The organism is Cupriavidus sp. 01T418 (genome assembly GCF_056398885.1).
In genome coordinates, this window is record NZ_JBFTQG010000082.1 from 1 (window position 1) to 15,764 (window position 15,764).

Sequence of the window (15,764 nt, forward strand, 5' to 3'; positions counted from 1 at the left end):
AGCACTTTATAACTTGTAAAGCACTTTATAACTTGTAAGCTAAAAGACCGAAGCCTTCCGCATCCGCTATCAAGCGCCCACACTTATCGGTTGTTTGTTTGTTAAAGAACTTCACCCGGTTCGCTTTGCTTACCGCGTCGCTGCGTTGTCCGCAGCAGAGAAACGAGACTATAAAGAACTTTCTGCGATTAATCAAACATTTCGAGAAATTTTCTTTTCTACTTGCGGCCGCGCTCGCCGGCAGCGCCTGGGCCGCCGGCCTCCCGCCGGGCCAGCGCCGGCGGCTCCGCCTGACGCCGCTGGCCTGCGAGAGGCCTGCGCGATTCAGGGCAAGGCGCTGCGGATCAGCAGGTTGATGCGCTCCGGCTGCTCGTGGATGACCCAGTGCGTGCCGTCCGGGATACGTTCCAGCCGCATGTCCGGAATGAACTTGTCCAGGCCATCCAGCAGGCTCTTGGGCAGCGCGGTGTCGCGCTCGCCCCAGATCACGAGGGTCGGCACCCGCACCGTGAACGCCGCGGAATCGAGCTTGGAAATATCGGGCGGCGTCTCGCCGGGGCCCGGCGGATGCATGGGCGAGGCGCGATAGTAGTTGACGCCGCCGGTCAGCGGATGCGAACCGCCGGCGCCGGGCTGCGACCAGGCCGCATGGTATTTCTCGCGGGTCTCGCCGGCAAACCAGGGGGCAGACTGCTGACCTTGCCCGTTCAGAAAGCCTTCAAGCCTGGCAAAGCCGTCGGCCGCCAGCGCCTCTTCCGATCCCGGCGCGCGCAGCCAGTTCATGTAGGCGGAGGCGGCCTGCTGCTGCGGGTCGGTGGTCAGGGCCTTGGCAAACACGTAGGGATGCGGTGAGTTGATGATGACCAACTGCTCCACCATCTTCGGAAACTGGATGGCAAGGTTCCAGCAGATCGCCCCACCCCAGTCATGTGCCACCACCACGCAGTGCGAATAACCCAGCGCATTGATGAACTGCACCAGGTCCTCGACGATGTGCCGCGGCCGGTAGGCTTCCACCTCGGCGGGCTTGCTCGACAGGTTGAAGCCGCGCAGGTCCGGCGCCACCGCGAAGTGCGTCTTGCCGAACTCGGCGAGTTGGGCTTCCCACTCGTACCAGAACTCCGGGAAGCCATGCACGAACAGCACGAGCGGCTTGCCGCGCTCACCCGCACTGGCGTAGTGCAGGCGCGTGCCATTGGGCAAGGTGGCGTACTGCAAATGACGAATGACTGCAGGTTTGGTCATGGAATCCTCCTCCCTTTGCCGCAATGGCTGACCGTATCTGTATCTGTATTTGTATCTGTATCGGTTGGACTTGCTGCTGGCCGACGCGCCCGGACCAGACGGTGCCAGAGGCCACCGCCGGCTGCCTGCTTACTCTGCGCGCAGGGCCGCGACCAGTCCCGCACGCACTTCCGGCTTGTCGGCGAACGGATCGCTCGGATTGCGCTGGCCAATGATATCTTCGAAGCGCTGCCTCACGGGCGCCAACTGCTGTGGATGCGAGTAAATATAGAAGCCGCCGTCGCGGATCGCGTCGAAGGTGAGCTGCGCCACCTCGGCGGCCGTGACCTTGCCCGAACTGACCGCCTTGTCCGAGAGCGCTTGCGACAGCAGTTGCGAACGCGTGGGCGGCGCTTCATTGACCAGCTCCGCCGGCCGGTTGCGGCCCGATTGCGTGATACCGGTCGGCACGAAATACGGGCACAGCACCGAGCAACGCACCTGCTCGCTGACCAGGCTCAGATCCTGGTACAGCGATTCTGACAAGGAAACCACGGCGTGCTTGGAAACGTTGTAGACGCCCATCGCAGGTGGGCTGAGCAAGCCAGCCATGGAGGCCGTATTGACGATGTGGCCTTCGAACGACGGATCCTTCTCCGCAGCGGCCAGCATCAGCGGGGTGAAGATGCGCACACCATGGATCACGCCGTAGAGGTTGACGCCCAGCACCCATTCCCAGTCGCGCTCGCTGTTCTCCCACATCAGGCCGCCGGCACCGACGCCCGCGTTGTTGAACAGCAGGTTGACCTGGCCGAAGGCGGCCATGGCCGCATCGGCCAGCGCCTGGACCTGCTCGGCCTTGGACACGTCCACGCGTACGCCGATCACCGGCACGCCTTGCGCCTTGAACTCCGCCACCGCGGCGTCCAGTACATCTTCCTGCACGTCCGCCAGCACCAGTTTCATGCCCAGCCCTGCACCCAGTTTGGCGAATTCCTTGCCAAAGCCGGATGCGCCGCCAGTGATCACTGCCACCTTGCCCTGGAATTGCTTCATGTTGCCTGCCTCTGTTTTGGTATGTGGTTGTCTTGCCAGACTGACTTGTGTTGCCGCGCGCCGCCCCTAGCCCGGACGTTGCACCTGGTAGCCCTGCCGCGGGAAATGCACATTGACAGCGCCCGCGCGCGGATCCTGCCGGCGCAGCACGACGCGGTGCGCGTCCAGCGCCACCAGCACCCCGGCCACCGGATCGCGCGCGTAATCGGTCGGCGTCACGGTGACGGCATCGCCGGCTTCGAAGCCGCTGTCGGCAGCCACCCCGCCGGACTGCGCCACCGGATCGGTGCGATGCGCCACTTCCAGCGCGGACTCGCTGGTGGCCACGCGCACCGTGCCATGGCCGTAGGCCTGCATGCGGGCGTACCAGGCCTGCACCGCCGGATACGCATTCAGCAGTTTTGCCAGTTCGCTGGCCCGCCGGACAAACCAGATGTTGTGGTACAGCGAAAAATCCGCCACCGACAGCTCGGGCCCGGCCACGTGCGCCACGCCCGCCCGGAATTGCTGCTCCAGCCGCCCGAAGGTTTCGTGCAGCAACGCGATGGCCTCCGGCAAGGGCATGCGCAGCGCATTGGGGTCGCCACACATGGCCTTGCGGTCCGCCGAAAAGGCCTGGATCTGCGCTGGCGTGAGGTGGCCAAGCATGCTCTGCGCGCCGGCCGGCTGGAACAGATAAGTCACGGCGGCGGTGAACAGCGCGGTATCGATCCATCTCGCGACGACACGCGCACCGGCTGCCTGCGCGGCGGGATACAGCGCGGGTGCAGCCGCCACGCTGTCGATCACCTCGCAAATCAGCGCGGTATCGCAATAAATGTCGGCCCCCACCTGCAGGATCGGGGTTCGCCGGTAGCCGCCCGTCAGCGCGACCACGTCGGGCTTGGGCAGGATCGGCGGGATTTCCACGGCCTGCCAGGCCAGGCCCTTGGCGCCCATCAGCAGGCGGATTTTTTCCGAGAACGGCGAGGTTGCGTACTGGTGAAGAATGAGATCGGCCATGGCGTCAATCCAGCAGGTCAGGCTGTTCCTTGACGATCCGGGCATACAGCGGCTGGAACTGGAACCAGCCCGCCTGCGCGGTGCCAACGATCGAGTAGGCCTGGCGCGCTGCCGCGTCCGAGATTACCTTCAGCGGTGCGTTGGTGCGCGCCGCGGCAGCCTCCGCCAGCAACTGCACCTGGCAGGAGCGCTCCATGGTGATGAACCACCAGGCGGCTTCGTCCACTGTCTTGCCCACCGTCAGCAAGCCATGGTTCTGCAGGATCGCGGCCTTGTTGCTGCCGAGTGCATTGGCAATGCGCTGGCCTTCGTCCAGCTCCACCACCACGCCGCCGAAATCGTCGTACAGCGCATGGTCGTTGTAGAAGGCGCACACGTCCTGCGTCAGCGGATCGAGCGTCCGGCCCAGCGTGGACCACGCACGGCCATGGGTGCTGTGCGAGTGCGCGGCGGCCACGGCATCGGCACGGGTCTGGTGCACCCGCGAGTGGATGGCGAAGGCGGCGGCGTTGACTGGATAGTCGCCTTCCACCACTTCACCATGATGATCGCAGCGGATCAGGTTCGAGACCTTCACCTGGCTGAAATGCACGCCGAAGGGATTGACCCAGAACGTATCCGGGAACTCCGGATCGCGCGCGGTGATGTGGCCGGCCACGCCTTCGTCGAAGCCAAACCTGGAGAACAGCCGGAACGCCGCGGCCAGTCGTTGCTTGCGGTGCAGGCGTTCCTCGGCGGGCGTATCGAACCTGGGCGGGCGCGGCAGCATGCGGTATCTGGCTTTCACCTCTTCGGGCAGGCCGGCAGCCATTTCGTCCTGGTCGCCCCGAGGCTTGGTGGGTTCCACTGGAGCATTCATGGGGAGTCTCCTCTTTTGGTTGTTTGCTCCCCTCCCCCCATGAGTCCCATGAGGAGAGGGAGTAACGGCCGTCGGCATTCCAGTCGGCGCTGGCGCATCCTGTCGGCTTCGACAAATGCCGGCGGTCTGTTCCCTTTACTTAAACCAGCTTGACCAGCTGCTTGCCAAAATTCTTGCCCTTGAGCAGGCCCATGAAGGCTTCCGGCGCGCTGGCCAGGCCTTCGGCGACACTCTCGCGGAACTTGAGCTTGCCTTGGGCGACAGCCGTGCCGAGTTCCTGCAGGGCTTGCGGCCACACGTCCATATGCTCGGACACGATAAAGCCTTCCACGGTCAGGCGCGACACCAGGATCAGCTGCGGGTTCTTCAGCGGCATCGGCTGGCCGTCGTAGCCGGCGATCATGCCGCAAATGGCGATGCGACCGAAGGCGTTCATGCGCATCAGCACGGTGTCCAGGATCTCGCCGCCGACGTTTTCAAAGTAGCCGTCCACGCCGTCCGGCGTGGCCTCCTTGAACATGGTGTACAACTCCTTGCTGTCCTTGGCGGCCTTGTAGTCGATGCAGGCATCAAAGCCCAGTTCATTGACCACGTAGTCGCACTTGTCCTTGCCGCCGGCAAAGCCAACCACGCGGCAACCCTGCAACTTGGCCAACTGGCCCACCACACTGCCGACCGCACCGGACGCCGCGCTCACCACAATGGTCTTGCCGGCCTTCGGCTGGATGATCTTGTTCAGGCCATACCAGGCCGTGACGCCGGGCATGCCGACCGACCCGAGGTATGCCGACAGCGGGATATGGGTGGTATCGACCTTCTGGATGCCGATGCCATTGGTGACACCCATTTCCTGCCAGCCGAACATGCCGACCACCTTGTCGCCGACGGCGTACTTGGGGTTCTTCGTCGCCACGATCTCGCCGACCGTGCCGCCGATCATGACTTCGCCCAGCGGCTGCGGCGTGGCGTAGGACTTGCCCTCGTTCATGCGGCCGCGCATATAGGGGTCGAGCGACAGGAAGTGGTTACGGACCAGTACCTCGCCGTCGCCCAACTCGGGCACGGGCACCTCTTCCAGGCGGAAGTTGTCGGGGGTCACGGCCCCCGTGGGGCGCGAGGCCAGGACGATGCGCTTGAAGGTCTTCGACATGATGGCTTCCTTACAGTGAAATGGACAAGGACACTCGTCCTTTGTCGTTCGTCGTTAGTGGCGGTTTGTCAGCCGGTTGGCAGGCTTGCTTCATCAATGACAGCGCCAGTGCCGGATACGCACGATGCGTGACCGGATCGTTGGCCCGGCATGCGGCACGCCGCTGCCGGACATGTCCGGCTTCAGCCGTCGGCGCCGGTATCCGAGGCGCCGCCCGGCGCGCGCTGCGGCGGCACGCGCTTGACAAACTTGAACGTGCCGGAGCTGCGCGACACGGTCTTGCCGTCGGCATCGAGAATCTCGGCCTCGCAAAAGGCCATGGTGGTGGTGCGGTGCACGCACTGCCCGCGGGCGACGAGTTTGCCGCGTCCCGGCGCCATGAACGTGGTCTTCATCTCGATAGTCACCACGCCGCGCCCGTCGGGATCGGACGCGCGCCCGGCCATCGCCATGGCCACGTCGAGCAACGTCATCAGCACCCCGCCGTGGGCCATGTCCCAGCTATTCTGGTGGCGCGTTTCCAGGGCCAGTTCGATCTCGCTGCCCTCCTTGTCCATGCGGGTGCATTGCACCCCGAGTTCGGCAAGGAAGGGAATACTAAGGGGAAAACCGTTGGTTTGAGTCATGTTTGCCAAGGGGGCGAGGACGGTACGGTTGGCCGGCTCCCGGGTGAACCCATCATGCCGCATGCCAACCGCATCAGCATCAGCATGAAGATTAGCACCAGGGCATGGACTTAGACCGCGCTCACGCCGCCGTCCACCGCCAGCACCTGGCCGGTGATGTGCTTGCCGGCGGCGCTGGCGAACAGCAGCGCCGCGCCCTTCAGGTCTTCGTCGTCGCCCAGCCGGTGCAGCGGCACCGAGGCGCACATGGCTTCCACGCCGAGGCGGTCCAGGGATCCCTGGGTCATCTTGGAGGGGAAAAAGCCCGGCGCCAGCGCGTTCACGGTGATGTTGTGCTCACCCCACTCGGCCGCCAGCGTGCGGGTGAAGTTCACCACCGCGCCCTTGGAAGTGTTGTAGGCAATGGTCTCCATGGTGCCCGGCGGATTGCCCGCCAGGCCGGCGATGGAGGCCACGTTGATGATGCGGCCGTAGCGGCGCGGGATCATCGACAGCTTGCCGATGCGCTGCGACAGCAGGAACACGCCGCGGATATTCAGGTTCATCACCTTGTCCCAGGCCTCCACCGGATGGTCCTCGGCGGGCGCGCCCCAGGTGGCTCCGGCATTATTGACGAGGATGTCGACATGGCCCAGCTTGGCCAGCGCCTCGTCGGCCAGGCGCGCGATATCCTCATCGCGGGCACCGTCGGCGGCAATCCACTCGGCTTCGATGCCAAGTGCCTTGAGGTGGGCTTGCGCCGCTTGCAGCTCATCGGCCTTGCGCGCCGACAGCACGATGCGCGCACCCTGCTCGCCGAGCGCTTCGGCGATCTGCAGGCCGAGCCCACGCGAGCCGCCGGTGATCAGTGCCGTCTTGCCCTTCAGGTCGAACAATTGCTGGATGGTGTTCATGGGGTCTCCCGATATTGTGTTTGCGGGCGCATCCTTGCGCGCGCCCGATCATCTTGCTCTTGCTCAGCCGCCGGTGCTCAGAACCAGGCGTCCTGCATATCCAGCGTGGTGCGGTCCAGCGAAGCCAGCAGGTCGATCTGCGGCCCCACCTTGGGCAGCTCCCAGCGGAAGAAATACGCCGCCGCGGCCAGCTTGCCGCGATAGAAATCCTGGTCCTCCTGGCTCTTTGCGCCAGCCAGCGCGGACTGCGCCACGAGCGCCTGCTCCAGCCACGTCCACGCCACCACCACGTGGCCAAAGGCCTCCAGGTAGACCGAGGCATTGGCCAGGGTCACCTTGGCGTCACCTGCCGCCCACAGCGCCTGCGTGACTTCCGCCAGGCGCTTGACGGCGGCACCCAGCGCCTTCGCCTGGCTGCCCAGCGCGGCATCGCCGCTAGCCAGGGCGCGGCCGATGGTGGCCTGGATCACTTCGCCCAGCGCCTTGAACGCGGCACCGTCTTTCATCACCACCTTGCGGCCCAGCAGGTCCAGCCCCTGGATGCCGTGGGTGCCTTCGTGGATCGGGTTAAGGCGGTTGTCGCGATAGAACTGCTCGACGTTGTACTCGCGGGTGTAGCCATAGCCGCCATGCACCTGGATGGCCAGGCTGTTGGCTTCCAGGCACCATTGCGACGGCCAGCTCTTGGCGATTGGCGTCAGGATATCCAGCAGCAGCGCCAGGCGCTCGTGTTCCGCGCCCTCGGCGGCGCGCTCCTGGTCCACCAGTTGCGCGCAATACAGGTTCAGCGCCAGTCCGCCTTCCACATAGCTCTTCTGCGCCAGCAGCATGCGGCGGATGTCCGCATGCTCCACCAGCGGCACCTGCGGGCTGGCCGGATCCTTGCCGCCGGGGCCGATCGGGCGGCCCTGCGGGCGGTTGCGCGCGTAGTCCACCGAATGCAGGTAACCGGTATAGCCGAGCATCACCGCGCCCAGGCCCACGCCGATGCGGGCCTCGTTCATCATATGGAACATGCAGGCCAGGCCCTTGTGTGCCTCGCCCACCAGGTAGCCGATGGCGCCGGCCTTGCCGCCCGGCTTGTACTTCATGCCTTCGCCGAAGTTCAGCAGGCAGTTGGTGGTACCGCGATAGCCCATCTTGTGGTTCAGGCCGGCCAGCACCACGTCGTTGTGCTCGCCCAGGCTGCCGTCGGCATTGACCAGGTACTTGGGCACGATAAACAGTGAAATGCCCTTCACGCCGGGAATCGGCTTGCCGTCCGGCCCGGGGATCTTGGCCAGCACCAGGTGCACGATATTGTCGGACAGCTCATGCTCGCCGGCCGAGATCCACATCTTGTTGCCGCGCAGGCGGTACTGCTGGCCCAGCGGCGATTCGCCCTCGTAATCGGCGCGCGTGGTGATGTCGGACAGCGACGAGCCGGCCTGCGGCTCGGACAGGCACATGGTGCCGAAGAAGCGGCCTTCCATCTCCGGCTTGACGAAGGTTTCCACCTGCGCCGGCGTGCCGTGCGTGAGCAGCAGGTTAGCGTTGCCGATGGTCAGGAAGGGATAGGAGCTGGTGCCGACGTTGGCGCCCTTGAAGTAGGCGAAGCCGGCCTTCTCCAGCACCACCGGCAGCTGCATGCCGCCGATCTCGTAGTCCTGCCCGGCGGCCATCAGGCCAGCCTCGCAGAAGGCCTTCAGCGCGGTCTTGACTTCGGGGATGATGGCGACGGTCTCGCCGTCGAAATGCGGCTCCTGCTGGTCGTTCTTCTTGTTGTGCGGCGCGAACAGGTCGGTGGCGATCTTCTCGCAGGTGTCGAGCGCGGCGTCGAAGGTCTCGCGGGAATGGTCGGCGTAACGCGGAATGCGGGTCAGCCCCTCGACCTTGAGCCATTCGTACAGCACGAAGTTGAGGTCACGGCGGGAAAGGATCAGCGACATGGCAGGAAACAGCTCCCAGACTGAAAGGGCAAATCAAAGATGCGCGACCCGGCGGCGGCCACATCGAAGGCAGCCTCGCGGCATGGATCGTCACGGTCTCCACAACGGCACGCTGCACGGCATGCCGCAAACGTTGCGAATTCTGTAAATGGCGCGGGAAAGAAAAAGGCGCTCGCGCGCCCTTCTCTTCCCCGCCTTGCCTAGCTGTCTTCGCCCATGCGGGCGATAGTGCCCTGCGCCACCGCGCAGGGCTTTGCCTCGCCATGGAAGGGCTGGCTGGCCAGCACCTCCCGGCCGTGCGCCGGCATGGGATCGGCTTGCTCGCTCACGGTATTGCCCTGGCGCTCAGAGGACTTCGAACAGGCCGGCCGCACCCTGGCCGCCGCCGATGCACATGGTCACCACCACGTACTTGACGCCGCGGCGCTTGCCCTCGATCAGCGCATGGCCGACCAGGCGGGCGCCCGACACGCCGTAGGGGTGGCCCACCGCGATGGCGCCGCCGTTGACGTTCAGGCGGTCCATCGGGATGCCCAGCGTGTCGGCGCAGTACAGCACCTGCACGGCGAAGGCTTCATTCAGTTCCCAAAGGCCGATGTCGGCGACGGTCAGGCCGGCCTTCTTCAGCAGCTTGGGCACCGCGAACACCGGGCCGATGCCCATTTCGTCAGGCTCGCAACCGGCCACGGCAAAGCCGCGGAAGGCGCCCAGCGGCTGCAGGCCCTTGGCCTGGGCCACCTTCGCGTCCATCACCACGACCGCCGAAGCGCCATCGGAGAACTGCGATGCGTTGCCGGCCGAAACCACGCCGCCGGGCATGGCGGTGCGGATCTTGGACACGGCTTCCAGCGTGGTGTCGCCGCGGATGCCTTCGTCGGCCGAAACCGTGACTTCCTTGGTCATCAGCTGGCCGGTGGCCTTGTCGGCCACGCCGGCGAGCACCGTGATCGGCACGATTTCGTCGTTGAACTTGCCGGCTTCCAGAGCCGCAAAAGCGCGCTGCTGGCTGCGCACGCCGTACTCGTCCTGGCGCTCGCGCGAGATGTTGTAGCGCTTGGCCACGTTCTCGGCGGTTTGCAGCATGTTCCAGTAGATTTCCGGCTTGTTCTTGGTCAGCCAGCTTTCCTGGACCATGTGGCGGTTCATTTCCTGCTGCACGCAGGAAATGCTTTCCACGCCGCCGGCCACGAAGATGTCGCCTTCATCAGCGATCACGCGCTGTGCGGCCATGGCGATGGTTTGCAGGCCGGACGAGCAGAAACGGTTGACGGTGGCGCCGGGCACGGTAACCGGGCAGCCGGCGCGCAGCGCGATCTGGCGCGCGATATTGGCGCCGGTGGCGCCTTCCGGGTTGGCACAGCCCATCAGCACGTCTTCCACTTCGCCGGCGTCGATCTTGGCGCGGGCGATGGCGTGCTGGACCGCATGGCCGCCCAGGGTGGCGCCGTGGGTCATGTTGAAAGCACCCTTCCAGCTCTTGGCCAGGCCGGTCCGTGCGGTGGAAACGATGACTGCCTCTTTCATGTCTTGCTCCTCGGTATCTCTGGTATCTGGTGACCTGCGGCGTGCTTTCACGTCCGGCAGTGTCGTGCAATATGTCTGTGGCCAGGTTCAGCCGTGTTAGCTTGGCTTTGGCGATTCTTCCATTTCAGGACAGCAGGCCGGCCGACTGCAGGCGTTGCACGCCAGCGGCTTGCAGGTCTTGCCACGCACGCGCCAGCGAGCCGTCGAGGTCGATGGCGCGGCAAGCGTCCTCGACCACGGCAGCCTCGAACCCCGCCGCGCGGGCATCGAGCGCGCTCCAGGCAACGCAGTAATCCGTTGCCAGTCCCACGCAAAACACCCTGCGCACGCCACGTTCGCGCAAATAACCCGCGAGCCCCGTCGGGGTGGCGCGGTCGGCCTCCATGAAGGCCGAGTAGCTGTCCACCTCACGGTGATGGCCCTTGCGGATCACCATCTGCGCGCGCTGCGCTTCCAGCCCGGCATGCAACGCCGCGCCGTGCGTACCCTGCACGCAATGCGTGGGCCACAGGACTTGCTGGCCATAAGGCAACGCCACGGTCTGGAACGGCTGCGTGCCAGCGTGGTTGGCGGCAAACGAAACGTGATCGGCGGGATGCCAGTCCTGGGTCAGCACCACACGCGCAAACGCCGCCGCGAGGCGGTTGATCACCGGCACGACTTCATCGCCATGCGCCACGGCAAGCGCGCCGCCCGGCATGAAGTCGTTCTGCACGTCGATGATCAGCAGGCAATCTTCCGGGCCGTATTGCTTGGCCATGCCGCTACTCCTCGCTTGGTGACCGGTTTGCGATCAGTGGTGGAAACCCTGCGCGGCTTGAACCGGCCGCGCAGAATCGAATCGCCATTGGCCAGGCTCAGCCGTTGAAGCCCTTGCCCTCGGCAGCCAGCTTGACCAACAGCGGCGCTGCCTTCCAGGCTTCGCCGTGGTAGCCCTTGGCGTAACGCGCCATCGACTGCGCCACGTTGAACAGGCCAACCTGGTCCGCGTACAGCATCGGGCCACCGCGGAACAGCGGGAAGCCATAGCCGGTCAGGTAGACCATGTCGATATCCGAGGCCTTGGAGGCAATGCCTTCTTCCAGGATCCTGGCGCCTTCGTTGACCAGCGCGAACACCAGGCGCTCGACGATTTCCTCATCGGAAATCTTGCGGCGGGCGATGCCCAGGTCCTTCGAGTGCTGCACGATCATGTCGTTGACCTGCTGGTTCGGGTACGGCTTGCGGTCGCCCGCCTTGTAGTCGTACCAGCCCGCGCCGGTCTTCTGGCCATAGCGGCCCAGTTCGCACAGCAGGTCGGCGGTCTTCGAGTACTGGATGTCCGGCTTGTCGATGGCGCGGCGCTTGCGGATGGCCCAGCCGATGTCGTTGCCGGCCAGGTCTCCCATGCGGAACGGGCCCATGGCGAAGCCGAACTTCTCGATGGCCTTGTCCACTTGCTCCGGCAGCGCGCCTTCGTCCAGCAGGTAGCCGGCCTGGCGGCTGTATTGCTCGATCATGCGGTTGCCGATAAAGCCGTCGCACACGCCCGACACCACGGCGGTCTTCTTGATCTTCTTGCCGATTTGCATGACGGTGGCCAGCACGTCCTTGCCGGTCTTCTCGCCGCGCACCACTTCCAGCAGCTTCATCACGTTGGCCGGGCTGAAGAAGTGCATGCCCACCACGTCCTGCGGGCGCTTGGTGAAGGAAGCGATCTTGTTGACGTCCAGCGTGGAGGTGTTCGAAGCCAGGATCGCGCCCTGCTTCATCACTTCGTCCAGCTTCTTGAAGACGATTTCCTTGACGCCCATTTCCTCGAACACGGCTTCGATCACCATGTCCGCGTCCTTGATGTCGTCATAGGACAGTGTGGTGGTCAGCAGGCCCATGCGCTGCTCGACCTTCTCCTGCGTGAGCTTGCCCTTCTTGGCGCTGTTCTCGTAGTTCTTGCGGATCGTGGCCACGCCGCGGTCCAGCGCTTCCTGCTTGGTTTCCAGCATGATCACCGGCACGCCGGCGTTCAGGAAGTTCATGGCGATACCGCCGCCCATGGTGCCGGCGCCGATCACGGCAACCTGCTCGATCTTGCGGGTCGGGGTGCCTTCCGGTACGTCCGGGATCTTGCTGGCGGCACGTTCGCCAAAGAAAGCGTGGCGCAGCGCGCGCGATTCCGGCGTGGTGATCAGGTACATGAAGCCTTCGCGCTCGTCCTTCAGGCCGGCCTCGAACGGCTTGAGCGACCCTGCCACGGCATCCACGCACTTCAGCGGCGCCGGGAAGTTCTTGGCGACAGCCGCCACGGTATTGCGGGCGAAGGCGATAAAGCCTTCCGCGTTTTCGTGCTTGACCTTCAGGTCGCGCACCTTCGGGTACGGGCCGGGGTTGGCCGCCGCCGCCTTGGCGAAAGCCACGGCCGCGGGCAGCACGTCGCCGTCGACGATCTCGTCGAACAGCTTGGTGCCGGCAAACTTCTCGCTGTGGATGGGGTTGCCCGAGACGATCATGTTCAGGGCGGCTTCCAGGCCGATCACGCGCGGCAGGCGCTGCGTGCCGCCGGCGCCGGGCAGCAGGCCCAGCTTCACTTCCGGCAGGGCGATCTGCGCGCCCTTCGAAGCCACACGGTAGTTACAGCCCAGCGCCAGTTCCAGGCCGCCGCCCATGGCCACGGAATGGATCGCCGCCACGACCGGCTTGCTCGATCCTTCCACGACCTTGATCACCGAATGCAGCGTCGGCTCCTGGGTGGCCTTGGGCGTATTGAATTCACGGATGTCGGCGCCGCCCGAGAAGGCTTTGCCGGCGCCGGTGATGACGATGGCCTTGACGGCCGCATCGTCCAGCGCACGGGTCATGCCTTCGACGATGCCGAGCCGGGTGCTGAGACCCAGGCCATTGACGGGGGGATTGTCGAGCGTGATGACGGCTACGCCGTCCTGAACCTGATACTGCGCTGTCATGCTGGTTCCTTTGGTAACTGAAGGTTGTCTCGGGATTCGAATTCTCGAATGATGTTGTTCTGCGCGGAGCAGGCAGGGCCGGCGCGACTAACGCCACCGTACTCCGCCAAATCACCGCCCGGCTGCCGGGGGAACGCATGCCAACGCCCCGTTGCCGGTGTTCGCCCCTGGTGCGAGCGAGACAAGCATACACAAAATAGCACGGTCGTTCAATTTCATTTTGTGCCCGCCGTGCCGCGCCATGCGCCCGGTTCATGGTCGATCTTACAGACGTGCATTCAAGCTGAAAATGGCCACCGAAAAGCAAGGGTAAGTCCCGAGCGCCATGCCCCATAGCGCACATTTCCCAGCGCCTGAGTATTACCTCTAGTCACAGTAGGCGACTTTCCTGACATAAACCGCCTCAACCCTCGGATTTACCCGGATAACCCGATAAACTCGCGCGCTTTGCCCGCTCGGGTGCCCCAAAAAGCGTTGCCCGTGCCGAAGCCGCGGCCCCGTCCGCCGAAGTTCCAGTGACCCTGATGTCCTCCCATCCTCACCCTCACCAGCATCCCGTCGTCGAGCACGACGATCTGCAGCGCAAACTCAAGGCCCGCCACCTGACCATGATCGCCATCGGCGGCGCGGTCGGCACCGGGCTGTTCGTCGCCTCCGGCGCGTCGATCTCCCAGGCGGGGCCAGGCGGCGCGCTGCTGATGTACGGCCTGATCGGCCTGATGGTTTACTGCCTGATGACCAGCCTGGGCGAACTCGCCGTGCATATGCCGGTGGCCGGCTCCTTTGTCACCTACAGCGCGCTCTATGTGGAGGAAGGCTTCGGCTTCGCGCTCGGCTGGAGCTACTGGTTCAACCTGGCCGTGACCATCGCGGTGGAACTCGCCGCGGCGCAGCTGGTGATGCAATATTGGTTCCCGCACGTCTCCGGCGTAGTCTGGAGCGCCAGCTTCCTGCTGTTGATGTTCGGCCTGAACGCCTTCTCGGTACGCGGCTTCGGCGAGGCCGAATACTGGTTCGCGCTGATCAAGGTGGCCACCATCCTGGTCTTCCTGGGCGCCGGGCTGATGATGATCTTCGGCATCATGCAGGGCGGCCCGCAGTCCGGCTGGCAAAACTTCACGCTTGGCGACGCCCCGTTCGTCGGCGGCATCCCCGCCATGTTCGGCGTGGCCATGATTGCCGGCTTCTCCTTCCAGGGCACGGAAACCGTCGGCGTGGCCGCCGGCGAAGCCACCGACCCGGCACGCACCATCCCGCGCGCCATCCGCCAGACCTTCTGGCGCATCCTGCTGTTCTATGTGCTGGCGATCCTGATCATCGGCGTGCTGATCCCCTACACCGACCCCAGCCTGCTGCGCAACGACGTTACCGACATCGGCGTCAGCCCCTTCGCGCTGGTGTTCCGCCACGCCGGGCTGGCCTTCGCCGCCGGGCTGATGAACGCCGTGGTGCTGACAGCCCTGCTCTCCGCCGGCACCTCCAGCATGTACGCCTCCACGCGCATCCTGTACGGCATGGCCGTCAGCGGCCGCGCACCCAGGGCGTTCGCCCGGCTCTCCGCCAATGGCGTGCCCTACAACGCCCTGTTCGCCACTACCGCCATTGGCGCATTGTGCTTCCTTAGCTCGCTGTTTGGCGACAAGGCGGTCTATCTGTGGCTGCTCAACACCTCCGGGATGACCGGCTTTATCGCGTGGCTCGGCATCGCCGTCAGCCACTACCGGTTCCGCCGCGGACTGGTGTACCAGGGTTTCAAAGCGTCCGACCTGGCCTATCGCTCACCGCTCTATCCCTTCGGTCCGATCTTTGCCATCGTGCTGTGCGTGGTGATCGTGCTGGGACAGAACTACCAGGCTTTTACCGATGTGCGCGGGCGCTGGATGGAGATTGTCGGCACCTATATCGGCGTGCCACTGTTCCTGGTGCTTTGGCTTGGGTACCGGCTGGTCCGCAAGACGCGGCTGATCGACTATGAAGACATGCCGTTCAACTGCAAGCAGGCGGCCGAGGCGCCTGGGCGGCCGGACCGGGTTGGAGGAAGATGATTGGGGGTCTTGCGGCGCGAGGGGCCAATGCCGTCGCGGCACGTTTGACGCTGACGTCGACGGCTTCAAGGTGTTCTATCGAGAAGCCGGTCCTGCTGATGCCCAGAAAGTGGCTTAAGTCGGTTGGCTGTTCCATTGCTCCCCGAACCCTGATCCGTCCGCTGTAAGATTCGTGCCGCGTAGTCCGTGGGGTACGGGGCGAATTGCGCCATGGACAGCTACCATCCACCAACGCCATTGGCCGTGCGACATTACCGGCTTCCTGATCCGAGTGTAAAAGTGTCAAGAACCCCACGATTGCACCCATTCACGTGAACAGCCATGAGTGTATCCGGTCGATTGGAAAAACCAACTGATACTTCTCCGGGAAGAAAAGGCGTTTGAGAAACAATGGACGTTGTCAGAACAGATCTTTGAGTGCCGGGATTCCTGGACAGCAAGTCGAACACCTCGACGGCGCGATCATAATATGCAACAGCGAGAAGCCCGTTAAGAGGAGAAAATGCGATGCTTTGTGG

General features: G+C 64.5%; 14 protein-coding genes. 1 reads left to right on the forward strand and 13 read right to left on the reverse strand.

Annotated elements, in window-relative coordinates; translation table 11 throughout:
- Positions 1–324: 324 nt before the first annotated feature.
- The 12 genes from AC1DQ3_RS35540 to AC1DQ3_RS35595 all read right to left on the reverse strand — a co-directional run bounded on the left by AC1DQ3_RS35540 (position 325) and on the right by AC1DQ3_RS35595 (position 13,201).
- Positions 325–1,245: an alpha/beta fold hydrolase gene (locus AC1DQ3_RS35540; protein ID WP_477124777.1), complete on the reverse strand. Its 921-nt coding sequence runs from the start codon at positions 1,243–1,245 to the stop codon at positions 325–327.
- Positions 1,246–1,374: 129 nt separating this feature from the next.
- Complete coding sequence (locus AC1DQ3_RS35545) at positions 1,375–2,280, reverse strand: SDR family oxidoreductase (protein ID WP_477124778.1); 906 nt, start codon at positions 2,278–2,280, stop codon at positions 1,375–1,377.
- A gap of 66 nt (positions 2,281–2,346) precedes the next feature.
- Positions 2,347–3,282 (reverse strand): glutathione S-transferase family protein, encoded by a 936-nt coding sequence (locus tag AC1DQ3_RS35550; protein ID WP_477124779.1) that lies wholly within the window; start codon positions 3,280–3,282, stop codon positions 2,347–2,349.
- 4 nt (positions 3,283–3,286) lie between these two features.
- Positions 3,287–4,141, reverse strand: coding sequence for a class II aldolase/adducin family protein (locus tag AC1DQ3_RS35555; RefSeq protein WP_477124780.1), 855 nt, complete (start codon positions 4,139–4,141; stop codon positions 3,287–3,289).
- Between the two features lie 139 nt (positions 4,142–4,280).
- Positions 4,281–5,291: an NADP-dependent oxidoreductase gene (locus AC1DQ3_RS35560; RefSeq protein WP_477124781.1), complete on the reverse strand. Its 1,011-nt coding sequence runs from the start codon at positions 5,289–5,291 to the stop codon at positions 4,281–4,283.
- 182 nt (positions 5,292–5,473) lie between these two features.
- Positions 5,474–5,917, reverse strand: coding sequence for a PaaI family thioesterase (locus tag AC1DQ3_RS35565; RefSeq protein ID WP_477124782.1), 444 nt, complete (start codon positions 5,915–5,917; stop codon positions 5,474–5,476).
- A 110-nt stretch (positions 5,918–6,027) separates the two neighbouring features.
- Positions 6,028–6,810, reverse strand: a complete 783-nt coding sequence (locus AC1DQ3_RS35570) for an SDR family oxidoreductase (protein WP_477124783.1) — start codon at positions 6,808–6,810, stop codon at positions 6,028–6,030.
- Positions 6,811–6,887: 77 nt separating this feature from the next.
- Complete coding sequence (locus tag AC1DQ3_RS35575; RefSeq protein ID WP_477124784.1) at positions 6,888–8,738, reverse strand: acyl-CoA dehydrogenase; 1,851 nt, start codon at positions 8,736–8,738, stop codon at positions 6,888–6,890.
- A 200-nt stretch (positions 8,739–8,938) separates the two neighbouring features.
- On the reverse strand, positions 8,939–9,067 hold the full coding sequence (locus AC1DQ3_RS35580; protein WP_477124785.1) for a hypothetical protein: 129 nt from the start codon (positions 9,065–9,067) through the stop codon (positions 8,939–8,941).
- 16 nt (positions 9,068–9,083) lie between these two features.
- Positions 9,084–10,262: an acetyl-CoA C-acyltransferase gene (locus AC1DQ3_RS35585; RefSeq protein WP_477124786.1), complete on the reverse strand. Its 1,179-nt coding sequence runs from the start codon at positions 10,260–10,262 to the stop codon at positions 9,084–9,086.
- 124 nt (positions 10,263–10,386) lie between these two features.
- Complete coding sequence (pncA, locus tag AC1DQ3_RS35590) at positions 10,387–11,022, reverse strand: bifunctional nicotinamidase/pyrazinamidase (RefSeq protein ID WP_477124787.1); 636 nt, start codon at positions 11,020–11,022, stop codon at positions 10,387–10,389.
- A gap of 97 nt (positions 11,023–11,119) precedes the next feature.
- Positions 11,120–13,201: a 3-hydroxyacyl-CoA dehydrogenase NAD-binding domain-containing protein gene (locus AC1DQ3_RS35595; protein WP_477124788.1), complete on the reverse strand. Its 2,082-nt coding sequence runs from the start codon at positions 13,199–13,201 to the stop codon at positions 11,120–11,122.
- Between the two features lie 524 nt (positions 13,202–13,725).
- On the opposite strand from AC1DQ3_RS35595, the gene AC1DQ3_RS35600 reads away from it, so the two are divergent.
- Complete coding sequence (locus AC1DQ3_RS35600) at positions 13,726–15,246, forward strand: amino acid permease (RefSeq protein WP_477124789.1); 1,521 nt, start codon at positions 13,726–13,728, stop codon at positions 15,244–15,246.
- 251 nt (positions 15,247–15,497) lie between these two features.
- On the opposite strand, the gene AC1DQ3_RS35605 is transcribed toward AC1DQ3_RS35600, so the two are convergent.
- Positions 15,498–15,764 (reverse strand): hypothetical protein (locus AC1DQ3_RS35605; RefSeq protein WP_477124790.1); only part of this gene is annotated, 267 nt, incomplete at its 5' end.

Coding starts and splice junctions, on each gene's coding strand:
- AC1DQ3_RS35540 (WP_477124777.1), bottom strand. CDS start 1,245: ATGACCAAACCTGCAGTCATTCGTCATTTGCAGTACGCCACCTTGCCC.
- AC1DQ3_RS35545 (WP_477124778.1), bottom strand. CDS start 2,280: ATGAAGCAATTCCAGGGCAAGGTGGCAGTGATCACTGGCGGCGCATCC.
- AC1DQ3_RS35550 (WP_477124779.1), bottom strand. CDS start 3,282: ATGGCCGATCTCATTCTTCACCAGTACGCAACCTCGCCGTTCTCGGAA.
- AC1DQ3_RS35555 (WP_477124780.1), bottom strand. CDS start 4,141: ATGAATGCTCCAGTGGAACCCACCAAGCCTCGGGGCGACCAGGACGAA.
- AC1DQ3_RS35560 (WP_477124781.1), bottom strand. CDS start 5,291: ATGTCGAAGACCTTCAAGCGCATCGTCCTGGCCTCGCGCCCCACGGGG.
- AC1DQ3_RS35565 (WP_477124782.1), bottom strand. CDS start 5,917: ATGACTCAAACCAACGGTTTTCCCCTTAGTATTCCCTTCCTTGCCGAA.
- AC1DQ3_RS35570 (WP_477124783.1), bottom strand. CDS start 6,810: ATGAACACCATCCAGCAATTGTTCGACCTGAAGGGCAAGACGGCACTG.
- AC1DQ3_RS35575 (WP_477124784.1), bottom strand. CDS start 8,738: ATGTCGCTGATCCTTTCCCGCCGTGACCTCAACTTCGTGCTGTACGAA.
- AC1DQ3_RS35585 (WP_477124786.1), bottom strand. CDS start 10,262: ATGAAAGAGGCAGTCATCGTTTCCACCGCACGGACCGGCCTGGCCAAG.
- pncA (WP_477124787.1), bottom strand. CDS start 11,022: ATGGCCAAGCAATACGGCCCGGAAGATTGCCTGCTGATCATCGACGTG.
- AC1DQ3_RS35595 (WP_477124788.1), bottom strand. CDS start 13,201: ATGACAGCGCAGTATCAGGTTCAGGACGGCGTAGCCGTCATCACGCTC.
- AC1DQ3_RS35600 (WP_477124789.1), top strand. CDS start 13,726: ATGTCCTCCCATCCTCACCCTCACCAGCATCCCGTCGTCGAGCACGAC.